The sequence below is a fragment of the Rhodoferax potami genome (genome assembly GCF_032193765.1).
GTDB lineage: Bacteria > Pseudomonadota > Gammaproteobacteria > Burkholderiales > Burkholderiaceae_C > Allorhodoferax > Allorhodoferax potami.
Genome location: NZ_JAVBIJ010000001.1, coordinates 1,081,483 through 1,101,057 on the forward strand (window position 1 = coordinate 1,081,483; position 19,575 = coordinate 1,101,057).

Genomic DNA, 19,575 nt, shown 5'->3' on the forward strand with positions numbered 1-19,575 from the left:
CGACAGCACGCGACCCGAGGAGACCCCATGAAAATAGAACGCATCCACCACGTGGCCTACCGCTGCAAAGACGCCAAAGAAACCGTGCTCTGGTACCAGAAGATGCTGCACATGGACTTTGTGCTGGCGATTGCCGAAGACCTGGTGCCCAGCACCAAAGCGCCCGATCCCTACATGCACGTCTTTTTGGATGCAGGGCAGGGCAATGTGCTGGCTTTCTTTGAGCTGCCTACCCAACCCCCCATGGGCCGCGACCCGAATACGCCCGTCTGGGTGCAGCACATCGCCTTCAAGGTGAAAGACCGGGCTGAGCTGCTGGAGTTCAAAGCGCACCTCGAAGCCCAAGGCGTGGAAGTGTTGGGCGTGACCGACCACGGCATGTTCCACAGCATTTACTTCTTTGACCCCAACGGCCACCGACTGGAGCTGTCTTGCCCGGACCCCGACGAACAGGCCAAGCTTGCGCAAATGGACCAGGTGAAATGGGCCATGTTGGAAGAGTGGAGCGTGACCAAGCGCGCGCCCAAACACGCCGCTTTTTTGCACGCCAACGAATTTGGAGCGAAAGCATGAGCGCAGCGCCCCACGGCTTGGATGCCACCCACGCACCCGACACGCAAAGCTGGGTCGAGTCCGCCAATGCGCCGGACAACGACTTTCCGATCCAGAACCTGCCCTTCGGCCGCTTCCGCCACAATGAGTTGGAGCCTTGGCAAATCGGCGTGGCCATTGGCGACCGCGTGCTAGACCTGCACGCCACCGGCCTGATCGACCACAACGACATGTACCGCCTGATGGCCGCACCGGTGGCCCAGCGCCGCGCTTTGCGGCTGGCGATCTGGGAAGGCCTGCGCGAGGGCTCTGCCCTGCAAAAAGTCTGGGCCGATGCACTCTTACGCCAGACCGAAGTCGAGCTGGGCTTGCCCTGCGAAGTGGGGGACTACACCGACTTCTACACCGGCATCCACCATGCCACCACGGTAGGCAAGCTGTTCCGCCCCGACAACCCGCTGCTACCCAACTACAAATGGGTACCCATCGGTTACCACGGCCGGGCCAGCAGCATCGGTGCCAGCGGCCAGCAGTTCCACCGCCCCCAGGGCCAAACGCTCAAGCCGGGTGCCACGGTGCCGGATTTCGGGCCCAGCGCACGGCTGGACTATGAGTTAGAAGTTGCGGCTTGGGTCGGCATGGGTAATGCGCTGGGTGCTCCTGTTTCTATAGCGGATGCAGAAGAGTATGTCTTCGGCCTCACGCTGCTTAACGACTGGAGCGCGCGCGATGTGCAGGCCTGGGAATACCAACCCCTGGGCCCGTTTCTGGCCAAAAACTTTGCCACCACCGTGTCGCCCTGGTTGGTGACCATGGAGGCGCTGGCGCCGTTTCGCACCCCCTTCGTGCGCGACGCGGCGGACCCGCAGCCCTTGCCCTATCTGGATGGTGAGGCCAACCGCACGCGGGGTGCGCTGGATGTGCAGCTTGAAGTCTGGCTGCAAACGCCCGCCATGCGCGCTGCAGGCGAAGGCGGCGTGCGCCTGTCGCAATCGAACATGCGGGACGCGTACTGGACGCTGGCGCAACTGGTGGCCCACCACACCGTCAATGGCTGCAACCTGCGTGCGGGCGATCTGCTGGGCACCGGCACCTTGTCCGGTCCGGCGCCAGAGCAAGGCGGCTCGCTGTTGGAGTTGACCCAGGGTGGCAAGCAACCCATCACCTTGCCCAACGGCGAAGTGCGCACCTTCCTGCAAGATGGCGACAGCATCATCCTGCGTGGCGCTTGCACAGCAGCGGGTGCGCGGCGTATCGGCTTTGGCGACTGCCGAGGCACATTGCTGGCGGTGCGTTAAGAGGGGTGGCCGGTGGACGACTACACCATCCCCCAACACTGGGCGCACTACAGCGCCGCAGACCACGCGGTCTGGAAGACGCTTTTTGAGCGCCAGACAGCACTGTTGCCGCAACTGGCTTGCCGCGAGTTTGTCGAAGGCATGCACGCCTTGCCCTTGAGTGCAGACGCCATTCCCGACTTTGATGCACTGAACGAAGTATTGATGCCCCGCACCGGCTGGCAGGTGGTGGCCGTGCCGGGTCTGGTGCCGGACGAGGTGTTTTTTAATCACCTGGCGAACCGGCGCTTTCCGAGCGGCAACTTCATTCGCGGTGCTGACCAGCTGGACTACCTGCAAGAGCCCGACGTGTTTCACGACGTGTTCGGCCATGTGCCCATGCTCATGCACCCGGTCATGGCGGACTTCATCCAGCTCTACGGGCAGGCCGGCTTGCGTGCACAGCGCATCGGCAAACTGACCGAGTTGGCGCGGGTGTACTGGTACACGGTGGAGTTCGGTCTGGTCAAAGAACAGGTGCAGGGCGCAAGCGGCGCTGAGGATGCTTTACGCATCTACGGTGCAGGCATTGCCTCGTCATTCACCGAGAGCGGCTTCGCGGTGCACAGCGCATCGCCCCACCGCATCGGCTTTGACCTGGAGCGCGTCATGCGCACCCGCTATCGGATTGACGATTTCCAAGAGTGCTACTTCGTACTAGACAGCCTGAGCAACCTGCTGGACCTTGCCCGCATTGACTTTGACCCGATCTACGAACGCCTCAACAGCGGCCCCACCTATGCGCCGGGGGATGTGCTGCTTGGCGACAAGGTGTTTCAGCGGGGGGATGGGGCTTATGTGCGGACACAGGTAGCTGCGTCGGTCTGATTGATAGAGAAATCTGCCTCTAGCGCTTGTAGATAGTGCGCGTGCAGCTACAAAAATAGGAGTGGTTCAGTGAAGTCGGAGAGCGTTGCTAGGCGTGCGATGGATGCAGTAGCAGGCTGTGGGTGACGTTGGCGCTGAACGGCGATTACCACACGCGGCGAAGCGGCCACCTACTGGTGATTGACCGTGACGAGCAACCTGTTAGCCCGCATGGTCACCTCTCGTCTGCTCAAGGCGCCGCTTTCGCACAGCGAGTCCAAAGACAAAGACCCCCGCCGCCGTGCCCAGAAATAGAAGTGGCGGCGCGAATGTTCCGACCCTAGAAATGAGAATGTTGAACAGGTACGCATGACGTCCGGAGGTTGCCAGTTCAGGAGAGACTAGGACAAGTACGCTACAGGCCACAAATGCGGCAGCCAGAACGAATAGCCCCCCCTCGTGCGGAGCACCGCTTGGCACAAGCCCATCAGGGGCCTTGGCACGCCGCTTCAAAGCACTGCGCCGATTACCCCAAATCTCCCAAAGAATAAAAAGGAGCAGAGAACCCAATGCGACGAGGACGAACAGATCACCGGTCATTTGTGCAGGCTAACGTAATGTCCAGAGCAAATCTTGCTCTATAAGTAGGCCCGTGCTCCATAAACTGGACATCTGATCTCCCTTGAAAGCCCCATGGGCACTGGATTTTCGGCATATTTCAATGCCCTCAATCGCGATTAAAAAACCGCAAAACCCCGCAGCGGTTGATGTTCAGTGTAATTCTGTTGGCAGCCAGCAAACATCCCCCAAGCGGGTGATTCGCTCGGCCTGTTTCGGCAACAGGGAATATGACGCCTCCCAATGCAATCAAGTCTCAAAAATTTAAGCCGAATCAGCCTCTAGCCCTGATTTGACAGGCGCAGGTAGCTATTGAATTTATAGCGAGATGGCGCCTCGCATGAAGCGAATCAGCGTCTCCGAGAGGGAGGTGTCTGCGGTGCCGATGGCGTATAGCTCCGACATGTGGCTATGCCCATTCAACTGGTGCACCGGAGTGGGTTTGCCGGCGCGTTGCAGGGCGGCCCCTAACTGGTGGGCCTGTTGTACAAAATCCGGCGGGTCGAGTTCTGCATAACCAATCCACAGCGGTACGGCCGATTTCAGCAGGCCGGGCACGGCTGAGCGCTCGCTGTAGCGGGCCGCATCGGCCCCGAAATAGGCCTTGAGTGGCGGGTTGTGCTCTGCCGTCACCGGGTCGAACAGGCCGGACAACAAAACAGCAGCCCGCACCCCGACTCCAACTTGTTGATGGAACTCTGGCATGGCTACGTACTGGGCCACATGTGCTGCTCCGGCGGAGTGCCCTATGAGTACAAGGGGGCCGCCAAGCCGGTTGCTGGCTGCGGAGGCCGAGCGCAAGTGCTGGATGGCGGATTGAATATCGCGCTGCGCGCAGGGCCAGCCGTGCTCTGGCGCAAGCCGGTACGACATGTTGACCCCCACCATGCCGTGGCGCGCTGCCCACAGACCCATGTTGTCGTGAAACGTGCCGTCGCCGATACGGCGGTCACCCCGCATAAAGGCGCCGCCATGCACAAACAGCAAGACAGGTAGCGGCCCGGTGCCAGTAAGTGGCGTAAAAATGTCCAGCCGGTTCCGGGCATCGGGTCCGTAGGGCACGTCACGCTCGATCCGGATGTCTTGCGGCACTGCTTTGGAGTGCAGGGGCGCAAACAGTGCCTCCGTGGGCTGCGGTGCGACGACAGGCCCCATGGCTTGGAGCTCGGCCTGCACTGCCGCAGGCAACTGTGCGGGAATGTGCGTTGGGGCGAAGGTGAGGTCAGTGGTCATGGTGTGCAAATACCGCAGGGCGCTTTTCCAAACGCGCGCGAATGCCCTCTGTCTTGTCAGGGGTGGCAAACAATAACTGAAACGATTTGCGCTCCCACGCCAAAGCTTGGGCCAGGGGAAGATTCATGCCCTCCAGCACGGCCTCTTTGATGAATTTCAAGGCTTGCACCGGCAGGCTGGCCAAGTGACTGGCGAGCTCTATTGCACGCTGCTCCACCTCGGCGTCAGGCACGACTTCACTGGCTTGGCCCATCCCCAAGGCCTCGGTGGCCGTGAAGGGCTCTCCGCTAAGCAAAATTTTCATGGCGGCAAATTTGCCCACCGCCCGGGTGAGCCGCTGGGTGGCACCTCCGCCGGGCATGATGCCGATTTTGACTTCCGGTTGGCCAAAGCGGGCACCCTGACCGGCGACGATGATGTCGGCGTGCATGGCCAGCTCGCAGCCGCCGCCAAGGGCATGGCCGCGTACCGCTGCAATCACCGGCTTGCTGCACCCGCTGATGGCACCCCAGAGCTGGTCCATCTGCCTGGCCAGGATGTCGGTGGGGGTGGCATCTACATACTCCTGCAAGTCGGCACCCGCGCAAAAGGCCCGTTCACTCCCGGCAATCACGATCGCATAGACCCCTGGGTCTTGGTCGAGTGCGTGAAAGGCATCTGCCAGTGCCTGCCGCAGGGTCAGGTTCAGAGCGTTGAGCACCTCCGGTCGGTGCAGTCGCAACAGCACCACACCGGGTGCTACGTTTTCACGGAGCAAGGGGCTCATGCAGGGGTGCCCGGTTGTGATGCGCTGTCGTTACCGAAAACCGGGGCGCGCTTTTCAAAAAATGCAGATACGGCCTCTGCGTGGTCTGCGGTGTGGTGTGCCAGGCCCTGAAATTGGCCTGCAGAGTCCAGCGCCTGGTCGAGGGTGCTGTCGCGTCCTTCTTGGAGTAATTGCTTGGTCCAGCGCAATACCTGCGGCGGGTTAGCCGCAATCCGCTGGCCAAGGGCCATGGCCGCCTCCAGCAGTTGGCTGGCAGGCACAACCTGGCTCACCAGTCCGATGCGCAGCGCCTCGGCCGCGTCGATGGTGTCGCCGGTCAGGGCCAATTCGGCCGCTTTGGACCAGCCGACCACCCGTGGCAGCAACCAGCAGCCCCCGTCTCCCGGGACGATGCCGACTTTAACAAAGCTCTCCGCAAAGCGCGCAGTGTCTGCGGCAATCCGGATATCGCACATGCAAGCCAGATCGTTGCCCGCACCGATGGCTGCACCATTGACCGCAGCAATGATGGGCACTTGCAAGGTTTGAAAGGCCCGCGGTATGCGCTGGATACCTGCCCGGTAATTGGCCGCAATTTGCGCGGGCGAGCCGCCAAACATGCCGGTGCGGTCCCGCATTTCCGCCACATTGCCCCCCGAGCAAAAGGCACTGCCCGCGCCGGTCAGCACAGCTCCGCGGATGGAGAGGTCAGCGTTCATGTCTGCAAACAGCTGCTCGAAGGCTGCGAACATCTCTTCACCACTCAAGGCGTTGCGGGTGTCGGGGCGGTTCAGGGTGAGCAGGGCCAGATGGCCATGGCGGGTGAATTGAATAGGGTCTGTGCTCATCTTTGCTTTCAAACGCGTTCTAGGGCCAGCGCAATGCCTTGGCCCACGCCGATACACATGGTCACCAGTGCCCGGCGACCACCGGTGCGCTTCAGTTGCCGAGCTGCCGTCAGCGTCAGCCGCACACCCGACATGCCCAGCGGATGGCCGTACGCGATGGCACCGCCATGCGGATTGATGTGCTCTGCGTCGTCAGGCAAGCTCAGACTGCGCAATACGGCCAGGCCCTGTGCGGCAAAGGCTTCGTTGAGTTCAATCACATCAAAATCAGAGATCTGCAAGTCGGTCTGGGCCAGCAATTTTTGAACTGCGGGCACCGGCCCGATACCCATCACACGAGGGAGCACGCCCGCGGTGGCGAAGCCGGTGATTCGGGCCAGGGGCTGCAGGCAGTGGCGCGCTACCCCTGCTTCGCTGGCCAGCAGAAGTGCCGCGGCACCATCATTCACCCCGGATGCGTTGCCGGCGGTGACGCTGCCACCTTCCCGAAATGCCGGTTTGAGGCGGGCAAGACTCTCCAGGGTGGTGTCCGCACGCGGGTGCTCGTCTTCGGTGATCTGCTGGGTTGTGCCCCGCTTGCTGCCGGGCACGGTGACCGGGATGATTTCTTCCACTAGCACGCCACTGCGCTGCGCCTCGGCGGCGCGCTGTTGGCTGCGCAGGGCAAAAGCGTCCTGGTCGGCACGGCTGATGCCGTGTTCCTCGGCCACGTTTTCCGCGGTTTCGCCCATGGCATCGATGCCATAGAGGCGCTGCATTGCCGGGTTGACAAATCGCCAGCCGATGGTGGAGTCGTAGATTTCGGCCTGTCGTGAAAACGCGGTGGTGGCTTTGGGTATGACCATGGGGGCGCGGCTCATGCTCTCGACCCCGCCCGCGATGGCCAGATCCAGCTGGCCGCACCCGATGCCGCGGGCAGCGCTGGCAACCGCCTCCAGGCCGGAGCCACACAGGCGGTTGACGGTGGCGGCGGCCACCGTGGGCGGCAGGCCTGCAAGCAGGGCGCTCATGCGGGCCACATTGCGGTTGTCCTCGCCGGCTTGGTTGACGCAGCCGTAGTACACCTCTTCCAACTGCGCCCAGTCTAGGCCGGGGTGCCGTGCCATCAGCGCTTGAAGGGGGAGTGCACCTAGGTCATCGGTGCGGATACCGGAGAGGCCGCCGCCGTAACGGCCGATAGGGGTGCGAACCCCATCGCACAGGTAGGCCTGCGCCATCACAGCCCCAGCACCCGTTCAGCGTTGCCGTGCATGATTTTTTCCATCACCTCGGGCTTGTAGCCGAGCTCTGCCCACTCGCGCAAGATGCGCTCGTAAGGGAGGCTGGGGTAGTCGCTACCGAACATGATTTTGTCTTGCAGCCGGCCGCGAATATCGACTTTCAGATTGCCCGGAAAGTGCTTGGGTGCCCAGCCCGACATTTCCCAGTACACATTGCCCTTGTGCAGCGCAACGGCGGTGGTCTCTTCCACCCACGGCCAACCGGGGTGCGCCATGATGATCTTCAGGTTCGGGAAATCTGCCGCCAGGTCGTCGATGGCGGACGGGTGCGCATGGTTGATGCGCGCGCCGTGTCCCCCGGGCATGCCGGCGCCCATGCCGGTGGTGCCCACATCGATCATTACCGCAGCGCCCAGGCCATTGATGACCTCAAAGAGGTCGTAGTGGCGCCGGTCGTTCACTGCAAAGTGCTGCATGATCGGGTGAAAGTGAAAGCCCACAAAGCCCAGCTCTTTCACCGCTTTCTCAACTTGGCGTATCGCGATTTCGCCCTTGGCAGGCTCCACGGCTCCCCAGCACTGGATCACCCGTTGCGGATGGCGCTTCCACATGCCGTGCACATACTCATTGGTGCAGGGCGGGGTGGCCACAGTGGTTTCCAGGTCTAGCGCCACTAGGCAGGCCTCGACGCCGGCGCTTGTGAACTCGGCAATGACGTCGTCTTCCGACTTGGCAACCCAGTCGCGTTTCCAGTAGGTGGCCAAGGCTTCCGGGTAGGGGCCCTGGGCATCAATCCAGGTTTGGGTGCCGGGGTAGCAGTGCAGATCGATAATTCTCATGGTTGCTCCTGTTTTTATAGCTAATTGCGCAATATTTAAGAGGGCTGAAGGCTGTTTTTGAGCATATTTGCGACCATTTCGCCCAATGCCTTTTTGGACACCTTGCCGAAGGTGGATACCGGAAAGTCGGCCAACACCTCCAGGCGTTCGGGCAGTTTGAACTTGGCGATTTCCTTGGTCAGCAAAAAGTCGACTAGCGTTTTCAGCTCCAGGTGTTGGCCTGCTCGCAAGATGACAAACGCACACATCTTTTCGCCCATGTGGGCATCGGGCATGGGCACGCAGGCTACGTTTTGCACGGCCGGGTGCATGAGGATGAGGTTTTCAACTTCCTCGGCGCTGATCTTTTCGCCGCCGCGGTTGATCAGGTCTTTTTTGCGCCCTTCGACTACATAGTTACCGGACGGATGTTTGCGCATCAAATCGCCGGAACGATAGAAGCCGTCGGTGGTGAACTGCTTGGCGTTGTACTCCGGCACGCCGAAATAGCCGCGCAGGGTGTAAGGGCCACGCACCGTGAATTCACCCACCTCGCCGGGGGCCACTTCCCGGTCATCTTCATCCAAGAGCTTGACCTCATCGTCTTCGCAGACCGGTCGGCCGCAGGTTTCCAGCTTGACCTCTTCAGGATCGCTGGAGCGCACAAACATCAGGGTGCCCTCGGACATGCCGAAGTTTTCTTGAACAAACACACCGGGAATCAAGGCGCGGGTTTTGGCACGCACTTCGGGCTGCATGCGCTGGCCGCCACTCTGGATGAGCTTGAGGCTTGAGAGGTCGTAGTCACCCACCGACGGGTCATTGATCAGGCGAATCAGCAACGCCGGCACCACCTTCAAGTGCGTGACCTTGTGTTTTTGGATCAGCGCAAACATCTCCGCCGGCCGGGTGTTGGCGTGCACCACGACCTTGGCGCCGTTGAACATAAAGCCTTGAATACCCGGGCAGGCCAAGGGCAGGTTGTGGGCGATCGGCAGTACCAGGAGTAGCACGGACTCGGCATCCACCTCGCACACGCTGGCTGCCACTTTGGAGTTGTAGGCGTAGTCGTTGTTGGTGCGGGGAATGAGTTTGGGAATGCCTGTGGTGCCGCCCGAGAGCTGGAATATGCAGGGGTCGGTAGGGTCGATGGCAATTTCGGCCAAGCGGGACGCCGGCAGGTGCGCAGGGCGGTCGATCAACTCCCGCAGAGAGTGTTCGCCGGGCTTGGCCCGCCCCAGCACGATGCGTATGCGCAGGGCGGTGTTTTCAGCGGCCACACGGTCGATGACCGGCGAAAAGTGAAACTCGCCCATCACATCCGGGTACACGCAGGTGGTGGCGCCTGAGAGATTCACAAACTGGCTGATCTCTGCATAGCGGTGGGTCACCAGCGCAGCAATCGGGATAGCGCCGATTTTTTGTAGCGCGAAGTACAGCACCACAAACTCATGCACATTGGGCAGGGTGGGTACCACCCGGTCCAGCGGCTGGAGTCCGATCTCCAGCAGGTTGAGCGCGAGGTTGGTGCTCAGCCGGTCGAGGTCGGCATAGCTCAAGCTCACATCGCCATCGACGAGTGCGGTGCGGTCGCTAAAGCGCGCATACACCGCGTTGAACTCCTGGGCCAGCGACTTGTCTTGCCAGTAGCCGCGGGCGCGGTAGCGGGCCGCAAATTCAGGGGGGTAGGGAACGAATCCTTGCAACATGGCGGGCCTCCGTGTCTCAGGTCGAACTGGTGAAGCCACCATCAATCACCACAATCTCGCCGGTCACAAAGCGGTTGGCGGTGAGCAGGTTCAGCATGGTTTCAGCGACATCGTCAGAGGTCACACACCGCTTGAGCGGTGTGGCCTTGGCGCGCTTGCCCATGAGGTCGTCGTATTTGTCGCCCAGCATGCGTTGCATCCAGTCGCCTTCCATCCAGCCCGGTGCCACCGCGTTCACCCGGATATCGGGCCCGAGGTTCCATGCCAGTGTTTTTGTGAGGTTGACCACCGCTGCTTTGCTGGCTGCGTAAGGCAGGGGTTGTGGCCCCGGGCGCAGGCCCACAATGCTGGCGCTATTGACCACCGCCGGGTTGCTTCCCTTTTTGAGCAGCGGCACGGCTGCGCGGGTCACTTGGAAGGTCCCGCGCACATTCACGGCAAAAGTGCGGTCCCACTCGGCCATGTCGAGACTTTCCAGGTCCTTGACCTTCCAGGTCGCGGTGGTGCCGGCGTTGTTGATCAGGGCGTCGAGGTGGCCGAACTCGGCGTCAATCGTGGCCATCATGGCGCGCACCGCGCTGTCGTCGGACACGTCGCACTGCAGCAGCAGGGTCTTGGCGCCCAGGGCTTGGGCTTCTGCGGCGGTGGCTGCTGCGCCTTTGGCGCTGGAGGCGTAGTTGATGGCAATGTCATAGCCGGCCTTGGCCAAGGCCAGCACGGCGCTGCGCCCGATGCCGGTGGCTCCGCCGGTCACCAGCGCTTTTTTACGTTCACTCATGGGAGTCTTTCTGTGGATAGGTGAGAGGGGTGCCAGGGCTTACTGGGCCTGGATGCCAAGATCCGCGACGATCTTTTTCATCGCTTTTTGTTGGCTGACGAAAAACTCGCGGGCGCCTTCTACGCTGTCTTGGCGCGGGTACACGCCCAGGTCCGACAGGCGGGCGGTGATGTCGGCCGACTGGGTGATCTTGTTGATCTCTTTGTTCAGGGTCTCGATCACTTTGGGCGGTGTGCCCTCGGGCACCATGATCTGGAACCAACCGACCGCTTCAAAGCCGGGATAGGTCTCAGCCACCGTGGGGATATCCTCAAAACCCGGCAGGCGTTTGGACGAGGTGACCGCCAGCGCATGGAGTTTTTTGGCTTTGATGTGTTGCAGCAGGCCCGGAATGCCGTCCGCCGTCATGGTGACTTCACCCGTCATGACCGCCACGATGGCAGCGGGTGGGCCGGCGTAGGGCACGGTGAACAAGCCCATGTTGCCGGACTTGTTGACCAGCTCCCCTGCGAGGTGGGGCAGGGAGTTGGTTTGCGGAGCTGCAAAGTTGAGCTTGCCGGGTTGGGCCTTGGAGGCCTTGGCCAGATCCGCCAGGGACTTGATGTTGTTGCCAGACTGGGTGACCAGAATCAGCGGGCTGATGCCGACGGTGGCGACCGATTGCAAATCGGTATCGGGGTTGAACTGCGGGTTTTTGTACACCAAGGGCGTGATGGTGCCCATGGCGGCCGGCACAAAGCCAATCGTGTAGCCGTCGTTGGCGGAGCGGGCCAGTGCGGACATGCCGGGGATGCCACCTGCACCGGGCCGGTTGTCCACCACCACGCCTTGGCCGAGCGCAGTGCTCAAGCGGTCTCCGATCAGGCGGGCCACCACGTCCGGTGCAGCACCGGCTTGGGCGGGAACAATCATGCGAATGGGCTTGGCGGGCCAGTTTTGTGCAAAGGCTCCGGCGGCACCGGCCAGCAAGCAGGCGGCCGCAATCACGGCGCGCCGTTGACGCGATAGGGGTTTCATGGTGTCTCCTGTGGTCGTCGACGAATATGTCGATCTAGCCGTGACTGTAGAAGTGGCCTGTGATTCACATAAGATGGCAAATTGCAAATCGTGATTCATATTTCGCATCTCCCATGAAGCTAGATCAACTCCAGTACTTTGTCGCCATCGTGGAACATGGCAGCCTGCGCTCTGCAGCCCGACGATTGGGCGTGCCGCAGCCTGCGCTCACACGCAGTATCCGTGCCTTGGAGAAGGAGTTGGGGGGCTCGCTGTTCACACGCGAAACCACTGGCATGACGCTCACCGACACCGGGCGGCGCTTTCATATCCGAGCCAGCAATATCGTGCATGAAGCCCGCCGGGCCCAAGACGAAATCGCCCAGCACCGGGGCGATGACCGGGGGGCGGTGGTCGTGGCGCTGTCGATCATGCCGCACGTGGGCATGTTGCCGTTTGCGCTCAAAACCTTCCGGGCGCGCTACCCCGGCGTGAAGCTGCAAATCATCGAGGGACTGTTCCCAGATGCGGAAGGCCCTTTGCGCGATGGCACGGTGGATTTTTATCTAGGGGCTGCGCCGCGGACACCCCCGGCCCCGGGCTTGGCGATGCGCAAAATGTTTGAGAACCGGCGCGCCGTGGTCTGCCGCAAGGGCCATCCACTGGCCAACGTGCGCTCACTGAAGGCCTTGCAAGCGGCGGATTGGGCGATTACGGGCGTGGACTACAACGTGGAAGACGACATCGCCCGTCTGTTCGAGAGCCATGGACTCACTGCACCCCATGTGGTGTTGCAGGCCAGCTCCGCCATGTCCATCATGGTGAGCTTGGCCCACAGCGACTTGCTGGCGATGTTGCCCGTTCAGTGGGAAGAATTCCCGATGACCCGGGATGCACTGCAGGTCATCCGGATCCGCGAGCCCCTACCGGCGCCCGCGATTGTGATGGTCCAGCGCCCGGACTTTCCGCTCACTCCGGCGGCTGAGTACCTGTCGGACGTGTTGAGTCGCTATGGACCCACCTGATAGACATGATCAAAATCGGCCTCTAGCCCCCATTTAATATGCGCAAGCTGCTATCACAATGGTAGCGCCGTGGTGCTTTTGATCTGCTCCATCGAGAAGGCCGATGACACGCCGGAGAGCTCTGCGAGTTGGATCAGGCGCTTGTAAAACCGGTCGTAGCCGGCGATGTCGGCAGCCACCACCTTGAGCAAGTAGTCCACATCGCCGCTCATGCGGTGGAACTCTTGCACCTCGGGCATGCCGGCCACTGCGGCTGCGAATTCGCGCAGCCAGGCTTCGTCGTGCCGGTTGGTGCGCAGGCTTACAAACACGGTGACCGGCAGGCCGGCTTGTTCGCGGTTGACGATGGCCACGCGCTTTTCGATCAGGCCGGACTCTTCCATCGCCTTCACCCGCTTCCAGCACGGGGTGGTGGACAGGCCGATCTTTTCACTCAGCTGCGCCACCGACAGGGTGCCGTCTTTTTGCAGTTCACTCAAGATGGCACGGTCAGTGCGATCCAGTTCTTTATGGGCGTTCATTGCTTCAATGGGGCGGTATTGGAGAATGAATATTCTATGTATCGCTGAATATGGGTAAAAAATAAGATGTTTGTTCGTGGGTGCCTGCCTACCATCGAGGGCTTGTTTTCACCACCTTACGACGACCTCCATGCACGCACCTGCCCACGAGATTTACCTGGATTGCAACGCGACCACACCGGTGTTGCCCGCCGCTCGGGATGCCGGGGTGCGGGCCTTGTCCGGCCAATTCGGGAACCCCAGCAGCAGCCACAGCACCGGTTTGCGCGCCAAGGCCGTGCTCGATCGGGTGCGTGCGCAGGCCGCCCGGGTGCTGGGTACCGGGAATGGGCAGTTGGTGTTCGGGAGCGGGGCTACCGAAGGCATTCAAACCGCCGTGCTGTCGGCCTTGTGTGCCGCGCGCGCACGCCGTGATGCCGGCGAAGCGGTAAACGGGCCGATTTTGCTGGGTGCCACCGAGCACAAAGCGGTGCCGCAAGCGGTGGCGCACTGGAACCAGCTGTTGGGCCTGAACCTGCCGGTGCTCACCGTGCCGGTCAACACACACGGCTTGCACGATCTGGCATTCCTGCAGCAACACTTGCCGGGCGCGACCTTGCTGTGCACCATGGCAGCCAACAACGAGACGGGCGTGGTGTCTGACATTGCCGGCATAGAGGCCGTGTTGCAGACTACCGGCTCCCGCGCCCTGTGGCTGGTCGACTGCGTGCAGGCGCTGGGCAAGCTCGAGTTGAATTTGGCGGCCACCCGCATCGACTACGCGCCGTTCTCCGGCCACAAGCTTTATGCGCCCAAAGGCATCGGCATGCTCTATGTGCGGGAGGGCAGCCCCTACACCGCGCTCCTGGCTGGTGGTGGCCAAGAGGGCGGGCACCGGGCCGGCACCGAAAACATGCCCGGCATTGCCGCCCTGGGCGCCGTGTTGCAGGTGCTGGAAGACGGGGGCGACTCGGTGTTCCGCAGCCACGCGCATCTGGCGCACTACCGTGTGCGTCTGGCCGAGGCGCTGCGCGCGGCCTTGCCCGGCGTGGTGTTCAACATGCCTTTTGAATGCAGCTTGCCAACCACGCTCAACTTTTCGGTTCCCGGCATGGACAGCAAAACACTGCTCAATGTGTTTGACGCGGCTGGCATGCGCATCAGCGCTGGCAGTGCTTGCAGTGCGGCCAAAGCTGAACCCAGCTATGTGCTGCAGGCCATGGGCCTGCCAGCATGGCAGACCGAGGGCGCGGTGCGCCTCTCGATAGGGGCCACGGTAGACGCAGCCTTCATCGACGAGGCATGTGCCCGCATCGCCGTCTGCGGCCAAGTGCTGCGGGCCTGCTGTACGGGCGCTGCCCCAGTCAATGGCGGGCCTGCCATGGCCATCGAGTGCCCTAGCGAGGGCGGCCTGCCTGCTGATGCTCTGGGTGATTTCTTTCAACGCCACCCGGACGCCCGGATGGTCGATGTTCGCGATGTGGCTGAGCACCAGGCCAGCCACAACTTGCTGCCGTGGACGCAAGCCAGCACCCTGAATGTGCCCTTGGAGGCTCTTCGCCACAGCATGCCTGCGGACCTTTCGCAAGCCTTGGGCCCGGTGGTCATGTTCTGCCGCAGCGGCGCACGCAGTCGACAGGCCGCGGCGCTCTTGCGGGCGCGGGGGCACACACAGGTGTGGCACCTGGAGGGTGGGGTAGCACTGGCGGAAATGGCATAGGTCTGTGCGCCCTGCGCATGGCACCTGGCGGCACAATGTCGGGCATGCAGACATCCACACCCACTCTTGACACCTCCACCCCCGCACTCGCCGGGCACCTCTTGGTCCAGTGCCTGATTGCACAGGGCGTTACCCACGCTTTTGGTGTGCCGGGCGAAAGCTATTTGGCGGTGCTCGATGGCTTTCACCGCTACCGGGATCAGATTCGCTTCATCATCAACCGGCAAGAGGGCGGTGCTGCGTTCATGGCGGAAGCCCAGGGCAAGCTGACCGGCCGCCCCGGTATTTGTTTTGTGACCCGCGGCCCGGGGGCAACGAATGCCAGCATTGGGGTGCACACCGCGTTTCAGGATTCCACGCCGATGGTGCTTTTCATCGGGGATGTGGCTAGCGACCAGCGCGACCGCGAGGCTTTTCAGGAGATGGATTACCGGGTCATGTTCGGCCCCAGTGCCTTGGGCATGGCCAAGCGGGTCGAGCGGATTGATGATGCGAAACGCATTCCCGAATATGTGGCGCGCGCTTTTGCCACCGCCATGAATGGCCGCCCCGGCCCGGTGGTGCTGGTGTTGCCGGAAGACATGTTGACGCAAGTGTTGGTGCCTGATGCGGCGGGGCAACTTCCCCAGCCGCTGGCCCGCATCGAGCACGTCGAGGCCTGGAGCGATCCCGGTGCCCTGCGGGATCTGCGCCAGCTGCTCCTGAAAGCAGAGCGCCCCTTAGTGATTGCCGGGGGCGGTGGGTGGACGCCGCAGGCCGCGCAAGCGCTGCAGCGCTTCGCTGAAAACTGGCGCTTGCCGGTCGGCAATGCGTTCCGCTTTCAAGACACCTTTGACAACCACCACCCGCAGTACGCGGGCGATGTGGGCATCGGCATCAACCCGGCGCTTGCCAAGCGGGTCCGCGACAGTGACTTGATCATCGCCATCGGCCCCCGTTTGGGTGAAATGACCACCGGTGGCTACACCCTGCTGCAAGCGCCCAAAGCGGCGCAGACGCTGGTGCACATCCACGCCAGTGCAGAAGAGCTCAACCGGGTGTACCAAGCGGATCTAGCCATTCACGCCAGCATGCGCGCCGCGGCCCGCTCTCTGGAGGTGTTGACCGCACCGGTGAATGTGCCGTGGGAATCCTGGACACAGGCCTGCAACGCCGACTACCAGGCGAATTTGGTGCCCTCGGTGATTGCCGATTTGCCGGCCGACAACGAGCGCGGTTTGGTGGACATGCCCCATGTGATCGCGTGTTTGCAAAAGCACTTGCCTGCCGATGCGGTGCTGACAAACGGTGCCGGCAACTTTGCAAGCTGGCTGCACCGTTTCTACCGCTACACCGGCCTGGCCGCCGGTCACAAAACCCAGCTGGCGCCTACCAACGGCGCCATGGGTTATGGCGTGCCCGCAGGGATTGCGGCGGCGATTTTGAGCCAAGAAGCGACTGGTAGCGGCCAGAGCCGGGTGGCATTCACGATTGCCGGGGATGGCGATTTCCTGATGAACGGGCAGGAGCTCGCCACCGCGGTGCAGCATGGTGCCAAGAGCATTATTTTGCTGTTGAACAACGGCATGTACGGCACCATCCGCATGCACCAGGAGCGCGAATATCCGGAGCATGTGGCGGGTACTGCGCTGGCGAACCCCGACTTCGGTGCGCTGGCGAGGGCCTATGGCTATGCCGGTGTCACGATCCGCAAGAGTGCAGATTTTGAGGCCGAGCTGCTTGCCGCCTTGGCCCGGCCGCAGGGCACCGTGATTGAGGTGGTGCTGGAGCCTGAGCTCATCAGCACCCGCGGAACCCTGCAGAGCCTGACCCAAAACGCCCTCAAGCGATGAGCGCCATACCTGCGCTGCAGTTACAAGGTGTGCACCATGTGGCGGTGATTGCGTCGGACTACGCCCGCTCCAAGCACTTTTATGTCGAGGTTTTGGGTTTGCGCGTGCTGGCGGAGAACTACCGCAGCGCGCGCGACTCCTGGAAGCTGGATCTGGCCTTGCCGGATGGCTCGCAGATCGAGTTGTTTTCGTTCCCGAACCCGCCACCGCGCCCTTCACGCCCGGAGGCGTGTGGCTTGCGGCACCTGTGTTTTGCGGTGGCCGATGTGGAGCTTGCCAAACAGCAACTCGAGGCACTAGGCGTGGCGGTGGAAGCAGTGCGGGTTGACGAGTACACCGGCAAGCGGTTCACGTTCTTTGCCGATCCGGATGGGCTGCCACTCGAAATCTACGAGGCTGGCCAGTAAATTTGCTATCAAATGAATAGCTGGTGGCTCAGCATATACCTGCGCTAGCGGCTTAAATCATGCGATTTGTGTCGATCCGAAAATGCGGTTGCGCAGGGTAGGGCCGGCGGGTTTATGGGGCGCGGGCTTGTGGGCGCCCAAGGGGGGCAGCAAGATGAACGGGCCAGGGCCTGTTTCGCCCCATTGCGAGCAAACCATCATGTAACTGGCGCCATACTCAGGCGTTTCGGTGTCCACAATCAGGGCGATCCGCAGGCCGCTGAAGCTGGACTGTGTGTACAGGCGGCGAACGCCAACGGCACCCTCAATCCGTGGGAGTTGAATCGGTTTTGCCGGTGTCCAGCGATGGCGCAGGCCATCGGCCATGTCCAGGGCGGTGAGCGGCCTTTCTGTGCGGTAGTGCAGGGTCAAACCTTTGGCGGCGATGACCACCAAGGCGCCCACCGAATTGCGTCCAACGGTGACAAAGTCTGCCGAAAGCCCCAGGTTTTCCAGTCGCTGGCCGCTGGCCTCAAAGCGGCTGTCGCCCGTGTCCGCAATAAAGCTCCAAACCTTGCGGTCTGGCCCGATACTGATCGCTTCTTCCTGGTTTTGCGCATTGCGCAGCACGATGGTTTGGGTCCAGAGCGATGCCGCTGGCTCGGCAGGGTGGATGGGGTTGGGCATGGAATATGGTTTTGTAACAACGACTGTGGTGAGTTTGGTTCGACAACCCCCCAAAAGTATTTAATGACTCCTTAAAATTCCTGAATTCGTTGGGCCGCCGACTGCCTGCTCTACTCAAAAACAGAAAGTGCACATTGCTCGTTAACCCCACTTCCGCTGTCGCAGACCCCGGAATCAGTGCCTTTGGTGATTTTGTTCTTCAGCGGCATGAGCGCAGGTTGCTCCGCCACGGCCAGACCGTGATGGTCGGGGCCCGGGCCTTCGATGTGTTGTGTGTGCTGCTGGACCATGCCGGTGAACTGGTCACCAAAAAGAAGTTGTTCGATGTGGTCTGGCCGGGTTTGGTGGTGGAGGAAAACAACCTCCAAGTCCACGTTTCCAGCTTGCGCCGCATCTTGGGCGCTGACGCGATTGCAACAGTGCCTAGCCGTGGCTACCGCTTTACCTTGCGACTTGTGACAAGCCAGACGCAAACCAATGCGGTGGCGCCGGTGCTGCCCAAAACCCTTGCGGCCGATGTTCAGGCCTACCGGCGGACGATTGCGGTGTTGCCGTTTGTGAACCTCAATGCAGACCCTGACCAGGAGTATTTTTCAGACGGTCTTGCGGAAGACATCATCAGCTACCTGACCAAATCGCCTTGGTTGCTGGTGGTGTCCAGGAACTCGTCGTTTGCCTATCGCAACACCACGGAGAGCAATCAGGCCGTGGGCGTTGCTTTGCGGGCCCGTTACCTGGTGTTGGGCAGTGTGCGCCGTGCCGGGGCGATGCTGCGCATGACCGCCGAACTGGTGGATACGACGACCGGTGAAACGCTGTGGTCAGACCGTTTTGACCGCCCGCTGAACGACATGTTTGCACTGCAAGCCGAGATTTCTGCACACATTGTGAGTGCGATTGAGCCGGTGTATCTGCACAGCGAGGAGCGGGTCTCCGCCCTGGTGGCGCCCAAAGACATGGAGCACTGGGACTTGCTGATGCGCGCCCGTTGGCATTTCTGGCGCACCACGCCTGACCATGTGCTGCAAGCCCAAAGCTTGCTGACCCGGGCCCTGGAAATCAAGCCGGGTGACTCGGCCTGTCTTTCGCTGATGGCATTTGTGCACATGGCCAAGCTCTGGGGTGCGTGGGCCGAAGATCCGCGCGCTGCAGTAGCCGAAGCCAATCGCTTGGCGCTGGTTGCGGTGCGCAATGACGAGCGTGATGCCTTTGCCCATTTCACGCTAGGCACTGCCTTGTCTTGTGCAGGGCAAATGGCGGCGGCCATTGCCGAGTTGGAGTGTTCTCTGAGCTTGTATCCCCAAGCCGCCGCTGCGGCCGGTGAGCTGGGTCGCTTGCTGGTGTTTTCCGGCAGAACCGAGGAAGCGGAAGAGTTCATTTTGCAGGCCATTGATGCGAGCCCGCATGATCCGCACCTGAGCCTCTGGATCCGTAGCCGGGCGATCGCCTGCTTTATCGAGGGCCGCTACGGAGATGCGGTGCGCTATGCCCGCGAGGCCACGGCCAAACGGCCTGACTGGTATTTCAACCACTTGCTGTTGGCGGCCTGTTTGTCTGCTGCCGGGGATTTGGCGGCGGCCCAAACCAGTTTAAAGCAAGCCATGGGTGGCCGGGGCTACAACCTGCAGGCGGTGCAGTTCGGTCATCCGTTTGTGCATGCGGATCAGCGCGACAAGTTTTTGAACGCGCTGGTGGCCGCGGGGTGGGAGGCCTAGAAAGGCCACTTTCACAAGGCCTTTCTAGTGGCGGAACCGCAAACGGTTC

18 protein-coding genes are annotated in these 19,575 nt (G+C 61.8%); 8 read left to right on the forward strand and 10 right to left on the reverse strand.

Features of this window, described 5'->3' with window-relative positions; all coding sequences use genetic code 11:
• Positions 1–27 precede the first annotated feature (27 nt).
• From RAE21_RS05185 to phhA, 3 genes are read left to right on the forward strand one after another with little or no spacing between them, the layout of a single operon-like run.
• Entirely contained in the window at positions 28–573 is a 546-nt protein-coding gene (locus RAE21_RS05185) for a VOC family protein (protein WP_313880437.1), read from the forward strand.
• The gene (fahA, locus tag RAE21_RS05190; protein ID WP_313880438.1) at positions 570–1,850 is read left to right on the forward strand and encodes a fumarylacetoacetase; all 1,281 of its coding nucleotides are present in this window, start codon (positions 570–572) and stop codon (positions 1,848–1,850) included. The genes RAE21_RS05185 and fahA overlap by 4 nt, the downstream gene beginning before the upstream one ends.
• Before the next feature lie 12 nt (positions 1,851–1,862).
• Entirely contained in the window at positions 1,863–2,717 is an 855-nt protein-coding gene (gene phhA / locus RAE21_RS05195) for a phenylalanine 4-monooxygenase (RefSeq protein ID WP_313880439.1), read from the forward strand.
• A gap of 915 nt (positions 2,718–3,632) precedes the next feature.
• On the opposite strand, the gene RAE21_RS05200 is transcribed toward phhA, so the two are convergent.
• Genes RAE21_RS05200 through RAE21_RS05235 form a run of 8 tightly spaced genes read right to left on the reverse strand, consistent with a single transcriptional unit; the run spans position 3,633 to position 11,682 of the window.
• The gene (locus RAE21_RS05200) at positions 3,633–4,547 is read right to left on the reverse strand and encodes an alpha/beta hydrolase (RefSeq protein ID WP_313880440.1); all 915 of its coding nucleotides are present in this window, start codon (positions 4,545–4,547) and stop codon (positions 3,633–3,635) included.
• On the reverse strand, positions 4,537–5,313 hold the full coding sequence (locus tag RAE21_RS05205) for an enoyl-CoA hydratase-related protein (RefSeq protein WP_313880441.1): 777 nt from the start codon (positions 5,311–5,313) through the stop codon (positions 4,537–4,539). The genes RAE21_RS05200 and RAE21_RS05205 overlap by 11 nt, the downstream gene beginning before the upstream one ends.
• A complete protein-coding gene (locus RAE21_RS05210; RefSeq protein WP_313880442.1) occupies positions 5,310–6,140 on the reverse strand; it encodes a crotonase/enoyl-CoA hydratase family protein in 831 nt (276 codons plus the stop codon). Before RAE21_RS05210 ends, RAE21_RS05205 begins: the two co-directional genes overlap by 4 nt.
• A gap of 8 nt (positions 6,141–6,148) precedes the next feature.
• The gene (pcaF, locus tag RAE21_RS05215) at positions 6,149–7,357 is read right to left on the reverse strand and encodes a 3-oxoadipyl-CoA thiolase (protein WP_313880443.1); all 1,209 of its coding nucleotides are present in this window, start codon (positions 7,355–7,357) and stop codon (positions 6,149–6,151) included.
• A complete protein-coding gene (locus RAE21_RS05220; protein ID WP_313873225.1) occupies positions 7,357–8,199 on the reverse strand; it encodes an amidohydrolase family protein in 843 nt (280 codons plus the stop codon). The genes pcaF and RAE21_RS05220 overlap by 1 nt, the downstream gene beginning before the upstream one ends.
• Before the next feature lie 35 nt (positions 8,200–8,234).
• Complete coding sequence (locus RAE21_RS05225; RefSeq protein ID WP_313880444.1) at positions 8,235–9,887, reverse strand: (2,3-dihydroxybenzoyl)adenylate synthase; 1,653 nt, start codon at positions 9,885–9,887, stop codon at positions 8,235–8,237.
• Positions 9,888–9,903: 16 nt separating this feature from the next.
• Complete coding sequence (locus RAE21_RS05230; protein WP_313880445.1) at positions 9,904–10,665, reverse strand: SDR family NAD(P)-dependent oxidoreductase; 762 nt, start codon at positions 10,663–10,665, stop codon at positions 9,904–9,906.
• Positions 10,666–10,704: 39 nt separating this feature from the next.
• On the reverse strand, positions 10,705–11,682 hold the full coding sequence (locus RAE21_RS05235; protein WP_313880446.1) for a Bug family tripartite tricarboxylate transporter substrate binding protein: 978 nt from the start codon (positions 11,680–11,682) through the stop codon (positions 10,705–10,707).
• Between the two features lie 113 nt (positions 11,683–11,795).
• On the opposite strand from RAE21_RS05235, the gene RAE21_RS05240 reads away from it, so the two are divergent.
• Positions 11,796–12,686 (forward strand): LysR substrate-binding domain-containing protein, encoded by an 891-nt coding sequence (locus RAE21_RS05240; RefSeq protein WP_313873222.1) that lies wholly within the window; start codon positions 11,796–11,798, stop codon positions 12,684–12,686.
• A gap of 53 nt (positions 12,687–12,739) precedes the next feature.
• Here RAE21_RS05240 and RAE21_RS05245 read toward each other — a convergent pair whose 3' ends face one another.
• Positions 12,740–13,207 carry an Lrp/AsnC family transcriptional regulator gene (locus RAE21_RS05245; RefSeq protein WP_313880447.1) on the reverse strand — a complete coding sequence of 156 codons (468 nt, stop codon included), beginning with the start codon at positions 13,205–13,207 and terminating at the stop codon, positions 12,740–12,742.
• A gap of 130 nt (positions 13,208–13,337) precedes the next feature.
• On the opposite strand from RAE21_RS05245, the gene RAE21_RS05250 reads away from it, so the two are divergent.
• The 3 genes from RAE21_RS05250 to gloA2 are packed head-to-tail and all read left to right on the forward strand — an operon-like array spanning position 13,338 to position 17,145.
• Positions 13,338–14,906 carry an aminotransferase class V-fold PLP-dependent enzyme gene (locus RAE21_RS05250; RefSeq protein ID WP_313880448.1) on the forward strand — a complete coding sequence of 523 codons (1,569 nt, stop codon included), beginning with the start codon at positions 13,338–13,340 and terminating at the stop codon, positions 14,904–14,906.
• A 44-nt stretch (positions 14,907–14,950) separates the two neighbouring features.
• Positions 14,951–16,738, forward strand: a complete 1,788-nt coding sequence (locus RAE21_RS05255; protein ID WP_313880449.1) for a thiamine pyrophosphate-binding protein — start codon at positions 14,951–14,953, stop codon at positions 16,736–16,738.
• Positions 16,739–16,752: 14 nt separating this feature from the next.
• On the forward strand, positions 16,753–17,145 hold the full coding sequence (gene gloA2, locus RAE21_RS05260) for an SMU1112c/YaeR family gloxylase I-like metalloprotein (RefSeq protein WP_313882656.1): 393 nt from the start codon (positions 16,753–16,755) through the stop codon (positions 17,143–17,145).
• Positions 17,146–17,202: 57 nt separating this feature from the next.
• On the opposite strand, the gene RAE21_RS05265 is transcribed toward gloA2, so the two are convergent.
• Complete coding sequence (locus tag RAE21_RS05265; RefSeq protein ID WP_313880450.1) at positions 17,203–17,811, reverse strand: hypothetical protein; 609 nt, start codon at positions 17,809–17,811, stop codon at positions 17,203–17,205.
• Positions 17,812–18,029: 218 nt separating this feature from the next.
• Here RAE21_RS05265 and RAE21_RS05270 point away from each other — a divergent pair, with 218 nt between their 5' ends.
• The gene (locus RAE21_RS05270) at positions 18,030–19,526 is read left to right on the forward strand and encodes a tetratricopeptide repeat protein (RefSeq protein ID WP_313880451.1); all 1,497 of its coding nucleotides are present in this window, start codon (positions 18,030–18,032) and stop codon (positions 19,524–19,526) included.
• Positions 19,527–19,575: the final 49 nt, after the last annotated feature.

Excerpts from the sequence above, each read along its gene's own strand:
- RAE21_RS05185 (WP_313880437.1), top strand. The coding sequence starts at position 28 with ATGAAAATAGAACGCATCCACCACGTGGCCTACCGCTGCAAAGACGCC.
- fahA (WP_313880438.1), top strand. The coding sequence starts at position 570 with ATGAGCGCAGCGCCCCACGGCTTGGATGCCACCCACGCACCCGACACG.
- RAE21_RS05230 (WP_313880445.1), bottom strand. The coding sequence starts at position 10,665 with ATGAGTGAACGTAAAAAAGCGCTGGTGACCGGCGGAGCCACCGGCATC.
- RAE21_RS05240 (WP_313873222.1), top strand. The coding sequence starts at position 11,796 with ATGAAGCTAGATCAACTCCAGTACTTTGTCGCCATCGTGGAACATGGC.
- pcaF (WP_313880443.1), bottom strand. The coding sequence starts at position 7,357 with ATGGCGCAGGCCTACCTGTGCGATGGGGTTCGCACCCCTATCGGCCGT.
- RAE21_RS05250 (WP_313880448.1), top strand. The coding sequence starts at position 13,338 with ATGCACGCACCTGCCCACGAGATTTACCTGGATTGCAACGCGACCACA.
- RAE21_RS05210 (WP_313880442.1), bottom strand. The coding sequence starts at position 6,140 with ATGAGCACAGACCCTATTCAATTCACCCGCCATGGCCATCTGGCCCTG.
- RAE21_RS05265 (WP_313880450.1), bottom strand. The coding sequence starts at position 17,811 with ATGCCCAACCCCATCCACCCTGCCGAGCCAGCGGCATCGCTCTGGACC.
- RAE21_RS05255 (WP_313880449.1), top strand. The coding sequence starts at position 14,951 with ATGCAGACATCCACACCCACTCTTGACACCTCCACCCCCGCACTCGCC.
- RAE21_RS05220 (WP_313873225.1), bottom strand. The coding sequence starts at position 8,199 with ATGAGAATTATCGATCTGCACTGCTACCCCGGCACCCAAACCTGGATT.
- RAE21_RS05245 (WP_313880447.1), bottom strand. The coding sequence starts at position 13,207 with ATGAACGCCCATAAAGAACTGGATCGCACTGACCGTGCCATCTTGAGT.
- RAE21_RS05235 (WP_313880446.1), bottom strand. The coding sequence starts at position 11,682 with ATGAAACCCCTATCGCGTCAACGGCGCGCCGTGATTGCGGCCGCCTGC.
- RAE21_RS05225 (WP_313880444.1), bottom strand. The coding sequence starts at position 9,887 with ATGTTGCAAGGATTCGTTCCCTACCCCCCTGAATTTGCGGCCCGCTAC.
- RAE21_RS05200 (WP_313880440.1), bottom strand. The coding sequence starts at position 4,547 with ATGACCACTGACCTCACCTTCGCCCCAACGCACATTCCCGCACAGTTG.
- RAE21_RS05205 (WP_313880441.1), bottom strand. The coding sequence starts at position 5,313 with ATGAGCCCCTTGCTCCGTGAAAACGTAGCACCCGGTGTGGTGCTGTTG.